Origin of the sequence: Streptomyces sp. NPDC057877 (genome assembly GCF_042796855.1) — a bacterium.
Lineage (GTDB): Bacteria > Actinomycetota > Actinomycetes > Streptomycetales > Streptomycetaceae > Streptomyces.
In genome coordinates this window covers 209,057-225,348 of sequence record NZ_JBHVMS010000012.1, presented here as the reverse complement: position 1 = coordinate 225,348, position 16,292 = coordinate 209,057, and the positions used below count along the sequence as shown (strand labels likewise).

Below are 16,292 nucleotides of genomic sequence, written 5' to 3'. Positions count from 1 at the left end.
CCAATGGGTCCGCTCCTATCCAAGCGCTTGTTCACCCGTTCTGTCACGGGGTCGCCGACCCCAGGGACCTCACCGGAAGGCCGCCGCGTACCGCTGCGCCCAGTCGGCGAAGGTGCGCGGCGGGCGCCCGAGGACCAGTTCGGTGTCGGGGCTGATCCGCTGTTCGGCCGGGCTCGGCTCGCCGAGGATGGCGAGCGTCGTCTCCACGACCGGCTCCGGCAGGAAGGCCAGCATCGCCTCCCGGGCCTGCCCGCGGGTCAGCTCGACGAAGCGGACCGGTTCGCCGAGCGCGTGGCCGAGCGCCGCCGCCTGCGCGCGCGGGGTGACGAGGGCCGGGCCGGTCAGTTCGTAGACGCGGCCGGTGTGTCCGGCCTCGCGCAGGGCCACGGCGGCGACCTCGGCGATGTCGTCCGGGTCGATGACCGGCAGGCCGGTGTCCGCGAACGGCGCGGCGACCGTCCGCTCGGCACGCACCGACGCCGCCCAGGCGAACGCGTTGGACGCGAAGCCGCCGGGCCGCAGGATCGTCCACTCCAGGCCCGACTCCCGTACCGCGTCCTCGATGGCCCGCGCGACACCCCCGTGCGAGACCGACTCGGGCCGGGTCGCCACCCCCTGCGAGGACAGCAGGACGACGCGTTCCACGCCCGCCGCCTTGGCGGCGCCCAGGATGCCCGCCGGGTCGAGCAGGTGCGCGCTCGGCCCGCCGTTCTGCAGGAACAGCGCGTCGGCACCCTCCAGCACGGGCCGCAGGCTCTCCACCTCGATGAGGTCGGCGGGCAGCCGCCGCACCCCGTCCGGCAGTTCGGCCTCCGCGACCCCGCGCGAGGTCGCGGTCACCGGCGCACCGGCCGCCGCGAGGGTCCGTACCAGCGAGCGCCCGACGTTGCCGGTCGCCCCCGTCACCACGATCATGTCCAACTCCCCAGCAGTCGCTGTCGCTTGACTCGGGGAAGCTAACATCGTGGGGATAGTAGGTACCTAGGGGAAAGTGACTACCTCAGGGGAGCGCATGACCGAGACCTCGGCCGCCAGGACCGGGACCGATCCCGAACTGGCCTGTCCCGTCAGTCCCGTCGTGGACATCGTCTTCAGCCGGTGGACCACGCCGATCCTGTGGTCCCTGCACACCTTCGGCCGCCAGCGGTTCGTCGAACTCGAGCGCGGGATCACCCACATCACCCCGAAGGTGCTGACCCAGCGGCTGCGCCAGCTCGAACGGGACGGGCTGGTGGTGCGCACGTACCACCCGGAGGTCCCGCCGCGCGTCGAGTACGAGATCAGCGACCTCGGCCGCAGCCTCGCCCCGCTGTTCGCGCACCTGGCGGAGTGGGCCGCCGACAACCTCGGGAAGGTGGAGAGCGCGCGCCGGGAGTACGACGCGCCTACACGGTCCCGTCCGTGAAGGGGCCGTCCGGGGCGAAGGCCAGCCGGGCGAAGCGCTCGCCGATGCGGCGGTGGGTGGCGGCGTCCGGGTGGAGCCGGTCGGGCAGCGGCAGTTCGGCGGCGTCGGACTCGCCGTAGAGGTCGCGGCCGTCGAGGTAGTGCAGACGGGGGTCGTCGACCGCCCGCCGCTCGACGATCCGGGCCAGTTCGGCGCGGACGACGGCCAGGGTCAGCTTGCCGTTCGCGGTCTCGGCCGGGTCGCCGGTGGCCTGGAAGCTGAGGCGTCCCTCGGCGAGCGCGGCGAAGTCGTACCCGGTGGGCCCCGGGGTGTCCTCGTGCATGGGGCACAGGATGGGGGAGACGACCAGCAGCGGCGTGTCGGGGTGGCCCTCGCGGATGGTGTCCAGGAAGCCGTGGACGGCGGGGGTGAAGGCCCGTAGCCGCATCAGGTCCTGGTTGACCACGTTGATGCCGATCTTGACGCTGAGCAGATCGGCGGGGGTGTCCCGCAGGGCGCGGGCCGTGAACGGGTCGAGCATGGCGCTGCCGCCCAGGCCCAGGTTGACCAGTTCCACCCCGGCCAGCCGGGCGGCGAGCGCGGGCCAGGTGCTGGTCGGGCCCTCGGCGTCGGAGCCGTGGCTGATCGAGCTGCCGTGGTGCAGCCACACCCTGCGGCCCCGGTCCGGCAGGGGCTCCACCGGGGCGTCGGTGCGCAGCGCGACCAGTTCGGTGATCTCGTTGTGCGGCAGCCAGATCTCGATGTCCTTGGCATGCTCCGGGAGCCCGGTGAAGCGGGCGGTCCCGGGCGGCCCCGGTCGCAGCTCGGTCGCGCCGGTGCTCATGTCGACGGTCACGGTGTGGCCGCCGGGCACGGTTGTCCGCCCGGCCGGTTCGCCGTCGACCAGCAGTTCGTAGACGCCGTCCGGGCGGGGCGGGGCGCCGGTGTAGGCGCGCTTGGTGGGCAGGGTGTCCAGTTCCACGGCGGTGGCCCGGCTGCGGAAGGCCAGCCGGACGCCGGAGGGCTGCGACTCGGCCATCTCCAGCTGCGGGTCGGTGTTCTGGGCGCGGGCCCGGGCGGGCAGCCGGTGCGGCAGCAGGCCGTGCACGGTGCGCTCCAGGTCGAGGGCGCCGCGCAGGAGTTCGGCGGTGAGGGGGGTGGTGATCCAGTGGGGCTCGGTGTGCATGGTCTCAATCCGTTGCGCTGAGGGGGCCCGGACCGGTCGCGGGCCAGTTCCGCAGCAGGGCGTCGAGGGCGTCGAGGATCCGGTCCCAGGACTCCTCGGAGCCGGGCTCGCTGTGGCTGAAGCCGCCGGACGCCTCCAGGCTGACGTACCCGTGGAAGACGCTGCCCAGCAGCCGGACGGCATGGGTCTGGTCCGGTTCGGTGAGGTCGTAGCCGCGCAGGATCGCCCGGGACATCTGGGCGTGCCGGACGCCCGCGCTGGCGGCCGCGGTCTCGGGGTCGAGTCTGAGCCGGGCCGCGGTGTAGCGGCCGGGGTGTTCCCGGGCGTAGTCGCGGTAGACGTGTGCGAAGGCGGTCAGGGCGTCCCGGCCCGCGCGTCCGGCCAGCGCCTCCGCGGCCCGGTCGGCCATCTCCTCCAGCGCGAGCAGGGCGATCCTGGTCTTCAGCTCCTGGGAGTTCCTCAGGTGCGAGTACAGGCTCGCCACCTTCACGTCGAACCGGCGGGCGAGCGCGGAGACGGTCACCTGGTCGAAGCCGACCTCGTCGGCCAGCTCGGCCCCGGCCCGCGTGAGCAGCTCCGGGGTCAGTCCTGTGCGCGCCATGGTGCTCCTCTCCTCGGGCAAGACCGAGTATGCATTTGCCTAATAGCTTTAGGCAAATGAGAGAAGCATGAAGGGGTGCTAGTCGACGAGCACGACCTCCAGCACCCGGGGCCCGTGCACCCCCTCCACCCGGTCCAGCTCGATGTCGCTGGTCGCCGAGGGCCCGGAGATCCAGGTCAGCGGGCGCAGCGGGTCCAGCCGGGGCATGGCCAGCGGGACGGACGGGACGACCTGTTCCGGGACCCGTACGACACAGATGTGGTGGTCCGGGACGAGGGTGATCCGGCGGCGGCCCTGGTCGGGGGAGCCGTCCAGCACGATCGTGCCGGTCTCCGCGATCGCCACCGCGCAGCCGGTGACCACGCTGTCCACCTGGTCCAGCTCCCCTGCTGTGCTCTCCGCGCGGTCGGCGACCCGGGGCACCTCGCTCCGCGCGAGCCAGCCCTCGTCCAGCCCCGGCGGGACCAGCACCGACGCGGCGCCCCGCTCGCTGAGCAGCCGGGCGAGCAGCGCGGGCAGCTCGGCGGCGCCGCAGCGGTGCACGATCGCCCGGTAGTCGGCGAGGTTCTCGGCGAGCAGATCCACGGTCTGCCCGGCGTCGCGGTCACCGTGCTCGGTGAGGTAGTCCCGCGCGACCGCCCGCTCGTACTGGGCGTCCCTCCCAGGCCGTTCAGGCACCGGGGGAGTGTCGTCCCCCGGCACATCCGCCAGCGCGCGCCGCACCCGGCCCAGGATCCGTTCCCTGCTGCTCACTTCGCGCCCTTTCCGCCGTTGGTCCGCTGCCACCAGTCCCGGAACGGTTCGGCCGGTAGGGGAGGCAGGTCCCGGGTGCCGCTCCACGCCTTGCCGGGACCGGGCAGCGTGCGCGGGTGGAGACGCCGGGTGCGGGAGGCGAGCCGCTGGCCGGTGCGCAGGGCGCCGGGGTGGGCGAAGGTCCAGCGGGCCGCGCGCATCGCGGCGCGCTCGGCGGCGTGGCCCTTGGCGGGCTTCAGCACCACCTTGTTGCCGTCGCGGGTCACCTGGCCGCCCTGCGCGACGCGTTCCCGCAGGTGCACCAGCACCTCGGGGATGTCGATGGCCACCGGGCACACCTCGTAGCAGGCGCCGCACAGCGACGACGCGTACGGCAGGGAGGCGTCGATCTCGCTGCCGGTGCCCCGCAGCTGGGGGCTGAGGATGGCGCCGATCGGGCCCGGGTAGACCGAGCCGTAGGCGTGGCCGCCCGCCCGCTCGTACACCGGGCAGACGTTCAGGCAGGCCGAGCAGCGGATGCAGCGCAGGGCCTGGCGGCCGACCTCGTCGGCGAGGGTGTCGGTGCGGCCGTTGTCGAGCAGGACGAGGTGGAAGACCTTCGGGCCGTCCGAGTCCGAGGTGCCCGTCCAGGTGCTGGTGTACGGGTTCATCCGCTCGGCCGTCGAGGACCGGGGCAGGGTCTGGAGGAACACCTCCAGGTCGCGCCAGGTCGGCACGATCTTCTCGATGCCGACCACCGAGATCAGCGTCTCGGGCAGGGTCAGGCACATCCGCCCGTTGCCCTCGGACTCCACGACGACCAGCGTGCCGGTGTCGGCGACCATGAAGTTGGCGCCGGAGATGCCGACCTTGGCGCGCAGGAACTTCTCCCGCAGGTGCAGCCGGGCCGCCTCGGCGAGTTCGGCGGGCGTGTCGGTGAGGCCCTCGGGGGCGGGGCGGCCCCACTCGCCCATCTCGGAGCGGAAGATGTCCCGGATCTCCCCGCGGTTGCGGTGGATCGCGGGGACCAGGATGTGCGAGGGCCGGTCCTTGCCCAACTGCACGATCAGCTCGGCGAGATCGGTCTCGTAGGCGTGGATGCCCGCGGCCTCCAACGCCTCGTTGAGGCCGATCTCCTGGGTGGCCATCGACTTGACCTTGACGACCTCGGACTCCCCGGTCGCCCTGACCAGTTCGGTCACGATCCGGTTGGCCTCCTCGGCGTCGGCGGCCCAGTGGACGACGCCGCCCGCCGCCGTCACCGACTCCTCCAACCGCTCCAGATAGCGGTCGAGATGGCGGAGCGTATGGTCCTTGATCCGCTTGCCCGCCTCCCGCAGCTCCGCCCAGTCCTCGACCTCGGCGACCGCCTTGGCCCGCTTGGCGCGGATGGTGTGGGTGGCGTGCCGCAGATTGCCCCGCAGCGTCGTGTCGCGCACCGCCTCCCGCGCGGCCTCGGGGAAGGCGGGCATTCCGACGAAGGTCCCACTCATACGGCCGGTCCCTCCTTAGTGCTCGCCAGGATCTCCGCGAGGTGCACCGGCCGCAGGTCCGCGCCGAGCCGGGTCATCGTGCCGCCGATGTGCATCAGACAGGAGTTGTCGGCCGCGCACAGCACCTCGGCGCCGGTCGACTCGGCGTTGCGCACCTTGTCGGCGCCCATCGCGGCGGAGACGTCGGAGTTCTTCACCGAGAAGGTGCCGCCGAAGCCGCAGCACTCCTCCGCGCCCGGCAGCTCCACCAGCTCCAGCCCCTTCACCGCCTCCAGCAGCCGCCGGGGACGGTCACCGAGGCCCAGACCGCGCAGCCCGTGACAGGTCGGGTGGTAGGTGACCCGGTGCGGGTAGTACGCCCCGACGTCCGTCACCCCCAGCACGTCCACCAGGAACTCCGTCAGTTCGTACGTCTTGGGCACCACCGGCGCCACCGCGGTCGCCAGGCCGCTGCCGCGCCCCTCGGCACGGGCCCGCTCGCCCATCCGCGGATACAGCTCCCGCACCATCGCCGCGCACGACCCGGACGGCGACACGATCGCCTCGTACTCCCCGAAGACATCGGAGAAATGCCGGGCCATGGGCTCTGCCTGATGCCGGTAGCCGGTGTTGTAGTGCGCCTGCCCGCAGCAGGTCTGGGCCATCGGGAAGTCCACCTCGACGCCCAGCCTGGTCAGCAGCTTCACCACCGCGCGTCCGGTGTCGGGATAGAGCGTGTCGTTGATGCAGGTCATGAACAGGGCGACACGCATGGCGGCTCCTCGTTCGTCGGTCATCGGATGGGTGCAGGGTAGTGCGGGTGAGGCGGCCGGGGGAGACCGCACTCACCCGCACGGATCAGCGGGCCGCCGGAGCGAGCCGTTCCGCCGCGGCGCGCCACCGCCCGGCGTCACCGCGCGGCTCGTACCGGGTGAGCGGCTGGGTGCGCACCAGCAGCCGCCGCATGTCGTGCCGGTCGCCCACGAGGCCGTCGGCCCGCGCCTGGACGAGCACGTTGCCGAAGGCCGCGGCCTCCGTCGGGCCCGCCACCACCGGCAGGCCGCAGGCGTCGGCGGTCAGCTGGCACAGCAGCGCGTTGCGGGTGCCGCCGCCCACGATGTGCACGGCGTCCACCGGATGGTCGGCGAGGCGCTGGGCGTCCTCGATCGCCCGGCGGTGGGCCAGGGCGAGGGAGTCGAGGATGCAGCGGGTGATCTCCGCCCGCGACTCGGGCACCGGCTGCCCCGACGCCCGGCACGCCTCGGCGATCCGCTCCGGCATCCGGCCCGGCGCCAGGAACGCCGCGTCCCCCGCGTCCACCACCGACCGCAGCGCCGGGACCCGGGCGGCGGCCCGCAGCAGCTCCCCGAGATCCGGCTCGCCCCAGGCCCGTACGCACTCCTGGAGCAGCCACAGGCCCATGATGTTGCGCAGATAGCGGACCGTGCCGTCGATGCCCAGCTCGTTGGTGAAGTTGGCGGCCCGGCTCTCCTCGGTCAGCACCGGGGACTCCAGTTCCAGGCCGGTCAGCGACCAGGTGCCGGTGCAGATGTAGGCGAACCGCTCCCCGGTCGCGGGCACGGCGGCCACCGCGGACGCCGTGTCGTGCGAGGCGACCGCCCGCACCGGCACCGGCCCGCGCAGCCCCGTCTCCTCCAGCACCTCCGCCCGCAGCACCCCGGCCGCGTCCCCGGGCCGCCGCAGCGGCGCGAACAGGCTCAGGTCGATCCCCAGCCGCTCGGCGACCTCGTACGACCACTCGCGGGTCCGGGGGTCGACCAACTGGGTCGTGGAGGCGTTGGTCAGCTCGGTGCCCTGCTCGCCGGTGAGCCAGTACGACAGCAGGTCCGGGACGAGCAGCAGCCGCCCGGCCTGGGCGAACTGCGCCGACGCACGGGCCGCGGTGAGCTGGTACAGCGTGTTGAAGGGGGCGTACTGCAGACCGGTCGCGCCGTACAGCTCCTCGGCGGGCACGGTCGCCCACACCTTCTCCGCGATCCCGTCGGTACGGGGGTCCCGGTAGTGCACCGGATTGCCGAGCAGCGCCCCGTCGGCGTCCAGCAGCCCGTAGTCCACGGCCCAGCTGTCGATGCCGACGGAGTCGACCTGACCGGCCGCCCGCAGCCCGTCCAGGACGCCCGCGTACAGCCCGAGCACGTCCCAGCGCAGCCCCTCCGGCAGCCGCACCGGCCGGTTCACGAACCGGTGCGCCTCGGCCAGCTCCAGGCTGTCCGGCCCGACGCGGCCGACCATGACGCGCCCGCTGGACGCGCCGAGGTCGACCGCGGCGTACGACCTCACGTCCGCGCTCATCGCAGGAAGGCGGCGGCGACGCCGGCGTCGACCGGGACGTGCAGGCCGGTGGTGTGCGACAGCTCGCCGCCGGTCAGCGCGAACACGGCGTTGGCGACATGCTCCGGCAGCACCTCGCGCTTGAGCAGGGTGCGCTGCGCGTAGAACTCGCCCAGCTTCTCCTCCGGCACCCCGTACACGGCGGCGCGCTTGGCGCCCCAGCCGCCCGCGAAGATGCCCGAGCCGCGCACCACGCCGTCCGGGTTGACCCCGTTGACGCGGATGCCGTGCTCGCCCAGCTCGGCGGCGAGGAGGCGCACCTGGTGGGCCTGGTCGGCCTTGGTGGCGCCGTACGCGATGTTGTTGGGTCCGGCGAAGACACCGTTCTTGGAGGCGATGTAGACGACGTCGCCGCCCAGCTCCTGCGCGATCATCACCCGGGCCGCCTCCCGCGCGACCAGGAAGGAACCGCGGGCCATGATGTCGTGCTGGAGGTCCCAGTCCTTGGCGGACGTCTCCAGCAGCGGCTTGGAGATGGAGATCCCGGCGTTGTTCACCACCAGGTCGACCCCGCCGAACGCGAGCACCGCCGCCTTGAAGGCGTCGGCGATCTGCTCCTCGGAGGTGACGTCCACGGTCACGGCGACGGCCTTGTCCGCCCCGCCCAGCTCCTGGGCGACGGCCTCCGCGTTCTCCGCGTGGAGATCCGCCACGACCACACAGGCACCCTCGGCGACCAGCCGCTCGGCGATCGCCTTGCCGATCCCGCTGCCCGCACCGGTGACGAGGGCCACCCGGGTGGCCAGCGGCTTCGGCTTCGGCATCCGCTGGAGCTTGGCCTCCTCGAGCGCCCAGTACTCGATGCGGAACTTCTCCGACTCCTCGATGGGCGCGTACGTCGACACGGCCTCCGCGCCGCGCATCACGTTGATGGCGTTGACGTAGAACTCACCGGCCACCCGGGCGGTCTGCTTGTCCTTGCCGAAGGAGAACATGCCCACGCCCGGCACCAGCACGATCGCCGGGTCAGCGCCGCGCATCGCGGGGGAGCCGGGCTCGGCGTGCCGCTGGTAGTAGGCGGCGTACTCCTCGCGGTACTCGGCGTGCAGTTCCTTCAGCCGGGCGATCGCCTCGTCCAGCGGGGCGGTCGGCGGCAGGTCCAGGACCAGCGGACGCACCTTGGTGCGCAGGAAGTGGTCGGGGCAGGAGGTGCCCAGCGCGGCCAGGCGCGGGTGCTCGGCGGCGGCGAGGAAGTCGAGGACCACGTCCGAGTCGTTGAAGTGCCCGACCTGCGCCCGGTCCCGAGAGGCGACGCCACGGACGTACGGCGCCAGGGCCGCCGCCCGCTCCCGCCGCTCGGCCTCGGGCAGCGCCTCGTAGCCCTCGATGACCGGCCCGAACGGCTCGGCCTTCCCGCGCTCGGCGAGGAACGCCTCCGCGGTGCGGATGATGTGCAGCGAGTTGCGCTCGCACTCCTCGGAGGTGTCGCCCCACGCGGTGATCCCGTGCCCGCCGAGCACGCACCCGATGGCCCGCGGGTTGGCCTTCTTCACCGCGGCGATGTCCAGGCCCAGCTGGAACCCGGGCCGCCGCCACGGCACCCACACCACCGTGTCGCCGAAGCACTCGGCGGTCAGCTTCTCCCCGTCCGCCGCGCAGGCGAGCGCGATACCGGAGTCCGGGTGCAGATGGTCGACGTGCGCGGCCTCGACCAGCCCGTGCATGGCGGTGTCGATGGACGGGGCGGCGCCGCCCTTGCCGTGCAGGCAGTAGTCGAACGCGGCGACCATCTCGTCCTCGCGCTCCACACCCGGGTACACGTCCACGAGCGCCCGCATCCGGTCCAGGCGCAGCACGGCCAGCCCCGCCTCGGTCAGCGTCCCGAGGTCACCACCGGACCCCTTGACCCACATCAGCTCCACGTCACCCCCGGTGACGGGATCGGTGTCGACGCCCTTGGCGGACGCGTTGCCGCCCGCGTAGTTGGTGTTCCGGGGATCTGAGCCGAGCCGGTGGGACCGGGCGAGGAGGGCGGCGGCTTCGGGGTGAGTAGCCATGAACATTCAGTCCTTACGTGAGTTCTCGACGGGGGGTGGTGCATCGCCACCCAGGGGCGCGGGGAACCGCGCGATCAGCCACAGACGGCCCGCGCCGGGTGACGTGCGGCATGGGGCAGACGCTCACGCCCCCCAACCCGCCTGCTGACCACCCACCCGCTCGGCCACGATCCTCTCGGCCCAGCCGGATGAGGCGTACCCGGCCATGGGATCGGGGCCCAGCCCCATCTCCTGACGCACCTCACGAAGCAGCGGACGCACGTCCGTGTTGAACGCGTCCATCACCACCCCGTTGGCCCCCAGCACGTCACCGGAAGCCTGCGCGGCGGCCAACGCCTCCCGGTCCACCAGCAACGCCTTCGCCGTGGCCTCCTGCACGTTCATCACGGACCGGATGATCGCCGGAATCTTCGCCTCGATGTTGTGGCACTGGTCGAGCATGAACGCGACATCCGGGGTGAACCCACCCCCGCGCACCACCTCGTACATGATCCGGAACAGCTGGAACGGATCCGCGGCGCCCACCATCAGGTCGTCGTCGGCGTAGAACCGCGAGTTGAAGTCGAACCCGCCGAGCTTCCCCTCCCGCAGCAGCGTCGCCACGATGAACTCGATGTTGGTCCCCGGCGCGTGGTGGCCGGTGTCGACCACGACCTGCGCCTTGGGCCCGAGCTTCAGACAGTGGGCGTAGGCGGTCCCCCAGTCCGGCACGTCCGTGGAGTAGAAGGCGGGCTCGAAGAACTTGTACTCCAGGAGCATCCGCTGCCCGTCCCCGAGCCGCTCGTACACCTCCGCCAGACCCTCCGCGAGCCGGTCCTGCCGGGCGCGGATGTCGTCCTGGCCGGGATAGTTCGTGCCGTCGGCGAACCACAGCTTCAGATCCCGGGAGCCGGTGGCGTCCATGATGTCGACGCACTCCAGCAGGTGGTCGACCGCCTTGCGGCGCACCCGCGCCTCCGGGTGGCAGATGCTGCCCAGCTTGTAGTCGTCGTCCTGGAAGGTGTTGGAGTTGACGGCGCCGAGCCGCACCCCGTGCTCCTCGGCGAACTTCGCCAGCGCGGCGTAGTCCTCGACCCTGTCCCAGGGGATGTGCAGCGCCACGGTCGGCGCGACACCGGTGAACTCGTGCACCTTGGCCGCGTCGGCCAGCTTCTCGTAGGGGTCGCGGGGCACACCGGCCTGGGCGAACACCTTGAAACGGGTCCCCGAGTTCCCGTACGCCCATGACGGCGTCTCGATGGCCTGGGTCTTCAGGGCGGCCTTCACCGCGGCGACATCGGTCACTTGAGGGCTCCTGTGGCAAACGACATGGGTGAAACGATTCAGAACGGCAAGCTATGAGCCGTTGGCAGGGGTGTCAAGGGCTCCGACCGACCCGGCTCTCCGTGATCCGGCCGTGACCTTCGGCTATCGAAAACTTTTCGACACGGACCCATTGACGTGACATGCCCGGCCTGCCTAACGTCCCGGCAACCCAGTTGAAACCTTTCACGACGCCGTGTGGGACGCCTCGCCGTTCGCGCCGCGTCGTCGAGGAGCCACCCATGACCCACCCGTCCGACACGGGTCCGGCGCCGGTGCTTGCGCTGCAGGACGTCTCCAAGTCCTTCGGTGCGGTGCGCGCCCTGCGGGACGTCTCCCTGGAGCTGTTCCCCGGCGAGGTACACGCCCTCGCCGGGGAGAACGGCGCGGGGAAGTCGACCCTGATCAAGACGCTCGCCGGGGTGCACCGGCCGGACGCCGGCCAGGTGCTGCTCGACGGTGAGTCCGTCGTCTTCCACGGACCCGGCGACGCCCGCGACGCCGGAATCGCCGTGATCTACCAGGAGCCCACGCTCTTCCCGGACCTGTCGATCGCCGAGAACATCTTCATGGGCCGCCAGCCCCGGCGCGCCCTCGGCCGGATCGACCACAAGGCCACCCACGCGGCGACGCTCGCCCTGATGGCCCGGCTCGGCGTCGAACTCGACCCGGACCGTCCGGCCCGCGGACTGTCCATCGCGGACCAGCAGATCGTCGAGATCGCCAAGGCGCTCTCCTTCGACGCCCGCGTCCTGATCATGGACGAGCCGACCGCCGCCCTCACCGGCAGCGAGGTCGCCCGCCTCTTCGGTGTCGTGCGCACCCTGCGCGAGCAGGGCGCCGCCGTGCTGTTCATCTCGCACCGGCTGGAGGAGATCTTCGAGATCTGCCAGCGGGTGACGACCCTGCGCGACGGCGCCTGGATCGCCAGCGAGCCGCTCACCGGCATGACCGAGGACGACCTGGTCCGCCGCATGGTCGGCCGCGACCTCGACGAGCTGTACCCCAAGCAGGACGTCACACCGGGCGAGGTCGCCCTGAGCGTCCGCCGCCTGACCCGTGAGGGCGTCTTCACCGATGTCTCCTTCGACGTGCGGCGCGGTGAGATCGTCGGCCTCGCCGGGCTCGTCGGCGCCGGACGCACCGAGGTCGCCCGCGCCGTCTTCGGCATCGACCGCTGGGACGCGGGCGAGGTGGAACTCGGCGGGCGCAAGCTGACCAACGGCGCCCCCTCCACCGCCATGGCGGCCGGACTCGCGCTGGTCCCCGAGGACCGCCGCGCCCAGGGCCTGGTGATGGACATGTCCATCGAGCGCAACATCGGCCTCACCGGTCTTCGTACGACCGTGAAGGCGGGCCTGATGGACCGCGGCGCCGAGCGCAGCCGCTCCCTGGACTGGGCCGTCAGGCTCCATGTCAAGTACGCCCGGATCGCCGACGCGGTGGCCACCCTGTCCGGCGGCAACCAGCAGAAGGTCGTCCTCGCCAAGTGGCTCGCCACCGGGCCCAAGGTGCTGATCGTCGACGAGCCCACCCGCGGCATCGACGTCGGCACCAAGGCGGAGGTGCACCGGCTGCTGTCCCAGCTCGCCGCGGACGGTGTGGCCGTCCTGATGATCTCCTCCGACCTGCCCGAGATCCTCGGCATGGCCGACCGCGTGCTGGTGATGCACGAGGGCCGGCTGACCGCCGAGATCCCGCGCTCCGAAGCCACCGAGGAAACCGTGATGGCCGCAGCCACCGGGAGGGCCGCCGCATGACGGTGACCACACCCGAGAAAGCCCCGATCGCCGAGGTGCCCCAGTCCAGCGGCACCCGGCTGGTCGACCGCGTCTTCAGGATGCGCGAACTCGCCATCCTGCTGGTCTTCCTGGTGATGATCGCCGTCACCCAGGCGGGCAACAGCGAGTTCCTGTCCGAGCAGGGCATCAAGGACCTGCTGCTGAACGCGACCATCCTGGTGCTGGTCGCCACCGGCCAGTCCCTGGTCGTCATCACCCGCAACGTCGACCTGTCGGTCGGCTCCACGCTCGGCATCAGCGCCTTCGCGGCCGGTACGTACCTCCAGGACGGCGGCAACTCCGTCGTGGCCATCGTGCTCGCGGTCCTGACCGGCGTCGGCTTCGGCCTCCTCAACGGTCTGCTGGTCAGCCTCGGCCAGGTGCCCGCGCTGGTGGTCACCCTCGGCACGCTCTACATCATCCGCGGCATCGACTCCATCTGGGTCGGCTCCCGCCAGATCACCGCGGCCGACCTGCCCGGCGACTTCGTCGACTTCGGCTCCGGCGGCATCTCCGCGGTGCCCTACCTGGCGCTGATCGCGGTCGCCGTGCTGGTCGCCACCGCCTACTACCTCAAGCACTTCGGCAGCGGCCGGGAGCTGTACGCGCTCGGCTCCAACCCGGAGGCCGCGCGGCTCGCCGGCATCCCGGTCCGCAAGCGGATCCTGACCGCGTACACCTTCTGCGGCGCGCTCGCCGGACTCGCCGGTGCGCTCTACCTGGCGCGGTTCGGCAACGTCGACTCCAGCACCGGCAACGGCTACGAACTCACCGTCGTCAGCGCGGTCGTGGTCGGCGGCGTGGTCTTCACCGGCGGCTCCGGCAGCGTCTACGGCGCGGCCCTCGGCGCGCTGCTGCTGACCTCCATCAACAGCGTGCTGCCCGCCCTCGGCGTCAGCTCGGTCTGGGTGCTCGCCATCAACGGCATCCTGCTCATCCTCGCCATCGCGGTCGACCGGATCGTGGCACTGCGCGTGGCCACCGCACTGAAGAAGAGGAACGCCCGCCATGCCTGAGTCCCTCACGCGCGCGGTCCGCTGGGACACGGTCGTCGGCGCGCTGCTCATCGTCCTGCTGCTGTTCTCCTTCACCACCGTGGACGGCTTCGGCAACGCGCTGAACCTGTCCTTCCTGATCGGCAACACCCTGCCGATCGCGCTGATCGCCCTGCCGATGACGCTGCTGGTGGTCTCCGGCGAGATCGACCTGTCGGTGGCCTCCACGGCCGGGCTGTCCGGCGCGGTGATGGGTGCCCTGTGGAACCAGGGCATGACCATCGAGGCGATCATCCCGATCTGTCTGCTGCTCGGCGTGGTCTGCGGGTTGGTCAACGGCCTGCTCGTCACCAAGCTGGGACTGCCGTCCCTCGCCGTCACCATCGGCACCCTCGCCGCCTACCGGGGCATCGCGCAGATCGTGCTCGGCTCCGACGCGGTGACCGACTTCCCCACCCAGTACCTGGACTTCGCCGCCGGACGCATCGGGGACACCTTCATCCCGTACGCGCTCCTGCCCTTCCTCGTACTGCTCGCGATCGCCGTCGTCGCCCTGCACGCCACCCCGTTCGGACGGTCGCTGTTCGCGATCGGCGCGAGCGAGGAGGCGGCGCGGTTCGCCGGGATCCGGGTCAGGCGGCAGAAGCTGGTCCTGTTCACGCTGACCGGTCTGATGGCGTCCCTGACCGGCGTCTTCTGGGCGCTGCACTACGCCAGTGCCCGGTACGACAACGCGACCGGGCTCGAACTGTCCGTCGTGGCCGCCGTACTCCTCGGCGGCATCGACTTCGACGGCGGCAAGGGCACGCTGGGCGGCGCGATCGCCGGTGTCTTCCTGCTCGGCGCGCTGCAGAACGTGATGAGCCTCCAGGACGTCTCCGCGCAGTCGCAGATCGTCGTCACCGGTGTGCTGCTCGTCCTGTCGGTGCTCGGCCCCCGGGTCGCCCGCCAGATCGCCGTCGCCAGGGCCGGGCGCAGAGCCCAGGCCGCCCCGACACCGTCCTCATGAACCCACCCCCCTGCCTCCCTCGTAAAGGACCACCACCATGCGCAAGTCATCCCTCCGGCGTGTCTCCGTGACCCTCGCCGCCGTCACCTCCCTCGCCCTGGCCGCCACCGCCTGCGGTGGCACCACCAAGGAGGACGTGGCCAACGAGGGCGGTTCGGCCGCCGCGGCCGGGAAGGCCGACCCGAACGCCGAGCTGAAGAAGGGGCTGACCGTCGGCTTCCTGCCCAAGCAGGTGAACAACCCGTACTTCACCACCGCCGACAAGGGCGGCGAGGCGGCCCTGAAGGAGCTGGGCTCCAGCTACAAGGAGGTCGGCCCGAACAGCGCCACCGACACCTCCGGCCAGGTCTCCTACGTCAACACGCTCACCCAGCAGCAGGTCGACGCGATGGCCGTGTCCGCGCAGGACCCGGGCGCCCTGTGCACGGCCCTGAAGCAGGCCATGAGCAATGACATCAAGGTCGTCACCTACGACTCCGACACCAGGCCCGAGTGCCGCAACGCCTTCATCTCGCAGGCGTCCGCCGAAGACCTCGGCCGCACCGAGGTGCAACTGCTCGCCGAGCAGATCGGCTACAAGGGCGAGATCGCGATCCTGTCCGCCGCGCAGACCGCGACCAACCAGAACACCTGGATCGAGTTCATGAAGGACGAACTCAAGGACCCCAAGTACAAGGACATGAAGCTGGTCAAGGTCGCCTACGGCAACGACGACGCCCAGCAGTCCTTCCAGCAGACCCAGGGCCTGCTCCAGGAGTACCCGAACCTGAAGGGGATCATCTCCCCGACCACCGTCGGCATCAAGGCCGCCGCCCAGTACCTGTCGGGCTCCAAGTACAAGGGCAAGGTCAAGCTGACCGGCCTCGGCACCCCCAACGACATGCGCAACTACGTCAAGGACGGCACCGTCGAGGCGTTCGAGCTGTGGGACCCGGCGAAGCTCGGCGAGCTGGCCGCCCGCACCTCCGTCGCGCTGGTGTCGGGGCAGATCACCGGCAAGGAGGGCGAGACCTTCACCGCCGGTGACATGGGCGAGTACACCATCGGCAAGGACGGTGTGATCAGCCTCGGCAAGCCGACCGTGTTCAACGCCGAGAACATCGACCAGTTCGACTTCTGATCCACACTCTGATTCTCAGGGGGCTGTTGATGCAGCGCGTGTGCTTTCTGCTGAAGGTCCGGGCGGACCGCCTCGACGAGTACCGCGAGCGGCACGCCGCCGTGTGGCCGGAGATGCTCCAGGCGCTCTCGGCCACCGGCTGGCACAACTACTCGCTTTTCCTCCGGGAGGACGGCCTGCTGGTCGGCTACCTGGAGACCGAGGACTTCGCCGCCGCCCAGGCCGGTATGGAAGCCACCGAGGTCAACGCCCGCTGGCAGGCGGAGATGGCGCCGTTCTTCGAGTCGCTGGACGGCGCCCGACCCGACGAGGCGATGAAGCCTCTCACCGAAGTCTTCCATCTAGCCTGAGCCGGAGTTGC

15 protein-coding genes are annotated in these 16,292 nt (G+C 71.5%); 6 read left to right on the top strand and 9 right to left on the bottom strand.

Annotated elements, in window-relative coordinates; genetic code table 11:
* Positions 1–69: 69 nt before the first annotated feature.
* Complete coding sequence (locus ACFVQG_RS32760) at positions 70–915, bottom strand: NAD(P)H-binding protein (RefSeq protein ID WP_383390485.1); 846 nt, start codon at positions 913–915, stop codon at positions 70–72.
* A 97-nt stretch (positions 916–1,012) separates the two neighbouring features.
* Between ACFVQG_RS32760 and ACFVQG_RS32755 the strand changes: the two genes are divergently transcribed.
* Positions 1,013–1,405 carry a winged helix-turn-helix transcriptional regulator gene (locus ACFVQG_RS32755; protein ID WP_383390483.1) on the top strand — a complete coding sequence of 131 codons (393 nt, stop codon included), beginning with the start codon at positions 1,013–1,015 and terminating at the stop codon, positions 1,403–1,405.
* On the opposite strand, the gene ACFVQG_RS32750 is transcribed toward ACFVQG_RS32755, so the two are convergent.
* The 8 genes from ACFVQG_RS32750 to rhaI form a co-directional block, all read right to left on the bottom strand.
* A complete protein-coding gene (locus tag ACFVQG_RS32750; RefSeq protein ID WP_383390480.1) occupies positions 1,386–2,570 on the bottom strand; it encodes a GDSL-type esterase/lipase family protein in 1,185 nt (394 codons plus the stop codon). The two genes, ACFVQG_RS32755 and ACFVQG_RS32750, sit on opposite strands and share 20 nt — an antisense overlap.
* A gap of 4 nt (positions 2,571–2,574) precedes the next feature.
* Complete coding sequence (locus tag ACFVQG_RS32745; RefSeq protein ID WP_383390477.1) at positions 2,575–3,171, bottom strand: TetR/AcrR family transcriptional regulator; 597 nt, start codon at positions 3,169–3,171, stop codon at positions 2,575–2,577.
* Positions 3,172–3,249: 78 nt separating this feature from the next.
* Positions 3,250–3,924, bottom strand: a complete 675-nt coding sequence (locus ACFVQG_RS32740; protein ID WP_383390474.1) for a lactate utilization protein C — start codon at positions 3,922–3,924, stop codon at positions 3,250–3,252.
* Positions 3,921–5,396 carry a LutB/LldF family L-lactate oxidation iron-sulfur protein gene (locus tag ACFVQG_RS32735; RefSeq protein WP_383390472.1) on the bottom strand — a complete coding sequence of 492 codons (1,476 nt, stop codon included), beginning with the start codon at positions 5,394–5,396 and terminating at the stop codon, positions 3,921–3,923. The genes ACFVQG_RS32740 and ACFVQG_RS32735 overlap by 4 nt, the downstream gene beginning before the upstream one ends.
* Positions 5,393–6,148 (bottom strand): (Fe-S)-binding protein, encoded by a 756-nt coding sequence (locus ACFVQG_RS32730; protein ID WP_383390741.1) that lies wholly within the window; start codon positions 6,146–6,148, stop codon positions 5,393–5,395. Before ACFVQG_RS32730 ends, ACFVQG_RS32735 begins: the two co-directional genes overlap by 4 nt.
* Positions 6,149–6,233: 85 nt before the next feature.
* Complete coding sequence (locus ACFVQG_RS32725) at positions 6,234–7,688, bottom strand: rhamnulokinase family protein (RefSeq protein WP_383390469.1); 1,455 nt, start codon at positions 7,686–7,688, stop codon at positions 6,234–6,236.
* Positions 7,685–9,724: a bifunctional aldolase/short-chain dehydrogenase gene (locus ACFVQG_RS32720; protein WP_383390467.1), complete on the bottom strand. Its 2,040-nt coding sequence runs from the start codon at positions 9,722–9,724 to the stop codon at positions 7,685–7,687. The genes ACFVQG_RS32725 and ACFVQG_RS32720 overlap by 4 nt, the downstream gene beginning before the upstream one ends.
* A 123-nt stretch (positions 9,725–9,847) precedes the next feature.
* Complete coding sequence (gene rhaI, locus ACFVQG_RS32715; RefSeq protein WP_383390464.1) at positions 9,848–11,008, bottom strand: L-rhamnose isomerase; 1,161 nt, start codon at positions 11,006–11,008, stop codon at positions 9,848–9,850.
* Between the two features lie 260 nt (positions 11,009–11,268).
* Between rhaI and ACFVQG_RS32710 the strand changes: the two genes are divergently transcribed.
* From ACFVQG_RS32710 to ACFVQG_RS32690, 5 genes are read left to right on the top strand one after another with little or no spacing between them, the layout of a single operon-like run.
* Positions 11,269–12,786: a sugar ABC transporter ATP-binding protein gene (locus ACFVQG_RS32710; RefSeq protein ID WP_383390461.1), complete on the top strand. Its 1,518-nt coding sequence runs from the start codon at positions 11,269–11,271 to the stop codon at positions 12,784–12,786.
* Positions 12,783–13,823, top strand: coding sequence for an ABC transporter permease (locus tag ACFVQG_RS32705; RefSeq protein WP_383390459.1), 1,041 nt, complete (start codon positions 12,783–12,785; stop codon positions 13,821–13,823). Before ACFVQG_RS32710 ends, ACFVQG_RS32705 begins: the two co-directional genes overlap by 4 nt.
* Positions 13,816–14,811, top strand: coding sequence for an ABC transporter permease (locus tag ACFVQG_RS32700; protein WP_383390457.1), 996 nt, complete (start codon positions 13,816–13,818; stop codon positions 14,809–14,811). The genes ACFVQG_RS32705 and ACFVQG_RS32700 overlap by 8 nt, the downstream gene beginning before the upstream one ends.
* 37 nt (positions 14,812–14,848) lie before the next feature.
* Positions 14,849–15,931 (top strand): rhamnose ABC transporter substrate-binding protein, encoded by a 1,083-nt coding sequence (rhaS, locus tag ACFVQG_RS32695; protein ID WP_383390456.1) that lies wholly within the window; start codon positions 14,849–14,851, stop codon positions 15,929–15,931.
* Positions 15,932–15,960: 29 nt separating this feature from the next.
* Positions 15,961–16,281 (top strand): L-rhamnose mutarotase, encoded by a 321-nt coding sequence (locus tag ACFVQG_RS32690; RefSeq protein ID WP_383390454.1) that lies wholly within the window; start codon positions 15,961–15,963, stop codon positions 16,279–16,281.
* The last annotated feature ends 11 nt before the right edge of the window (positions 16,282–16,292 follow it).

Bases quoted from the DNA above. Each gene is read 5' to 3' on its own strand.
- ACFVQG_RS32690 (WP_383390454.1), top strand. From the start codon at position 15,961: ATGCAGCGCGTGTGCTTTCTGCTGAAGGTCCGGGCGGACCGCCTCGAC.
- ACFVQG_RS32730 (WP_383390741.1), bottom strand. From the start codon at position 6,148: ATGCGTGTCGCCCTGTTCATGACCTGCATCAACGACACGCTCTATCCC.
- ACFVQG_RS32755 (WP_383390483.1), top strand. From the start codon at position 1,013: ATGACCGAGACCTCGGCCGCCAGGACCGGGACCGATCCCGAACTGGCC.
- rhaS (WP_383390456.1), top strand. From the start codon at position 14,849: ATGCGCAAGTCATCCCTCCGGCGTGTCTCCGTGACCCTCGCCGCCGTC.
- ACFVQG_RS32745 (WP_383390477.1), bottom strand. From the start codon at position 3,171: ATGGCGCGCACAGGACTGACCCCGGAGCTGCTCACGCGGGCCGGGGCC.
- ACFVQG_RS32710 (WP_383390461.1), top strand. From the start codon at position 11,269: ATGACCCACCCGTCCGACACGGGTCCGGCGCCGGTGCTTGCGCTGCAG.
- ACFVQG_RS32750 (WP_383390480.1), bottom strand. From the start codon at position 2,570: ATGCACACCGAGCCCCACTGGATCACCACCCCCCTCACCGCCGAACTC.
- ACFVQG_RS32725 (WP_383390469.1), bottom strand. From the start codon at position 7,688: ATGAGCGCGGACGTGAGGTCGTACGCCGCGGTCGACCTCGGCGCGTCC.
- ACFVQG_RS32700 (WP_383390457.1), top strand. From the start codon at position 13,816: ATGCCTGAGTCCCTCACGCGCGCGGTCCGCTGGGACACGGTCGTCGGC.
- ACFVQG_RS32705 (WP_383390459.1), top strand. From the start codon at position 12,783: ATGACGGTGACCACACCCGAGAAAGCCCCGATCGCCGAGGTGCCCCAG.
- ACFVQG_RS32735 (WP_383390472.1), bottom strand. From the start codon at position 5,396: ATGAGTGGGACCTTCGTCGGAATGCCCGCCTTCCCCGAGGCCGCGCGG.
- ACFVQG_RS32760 (WP_383390485.1), bottom strand. From the start codon at position 915: ATGATCGTGGTGACGGGGGCGACCGGCAACGTCGGGCGCTCGCTGGTA.
- ACFVQG_RS32720 (WP_383390467.1), bottom strand. From the start codon at position 9,724: ATGGCTACTCACCCCGAAGCCGCCGCCCTCCTCGCCCGGTCCCACCGG.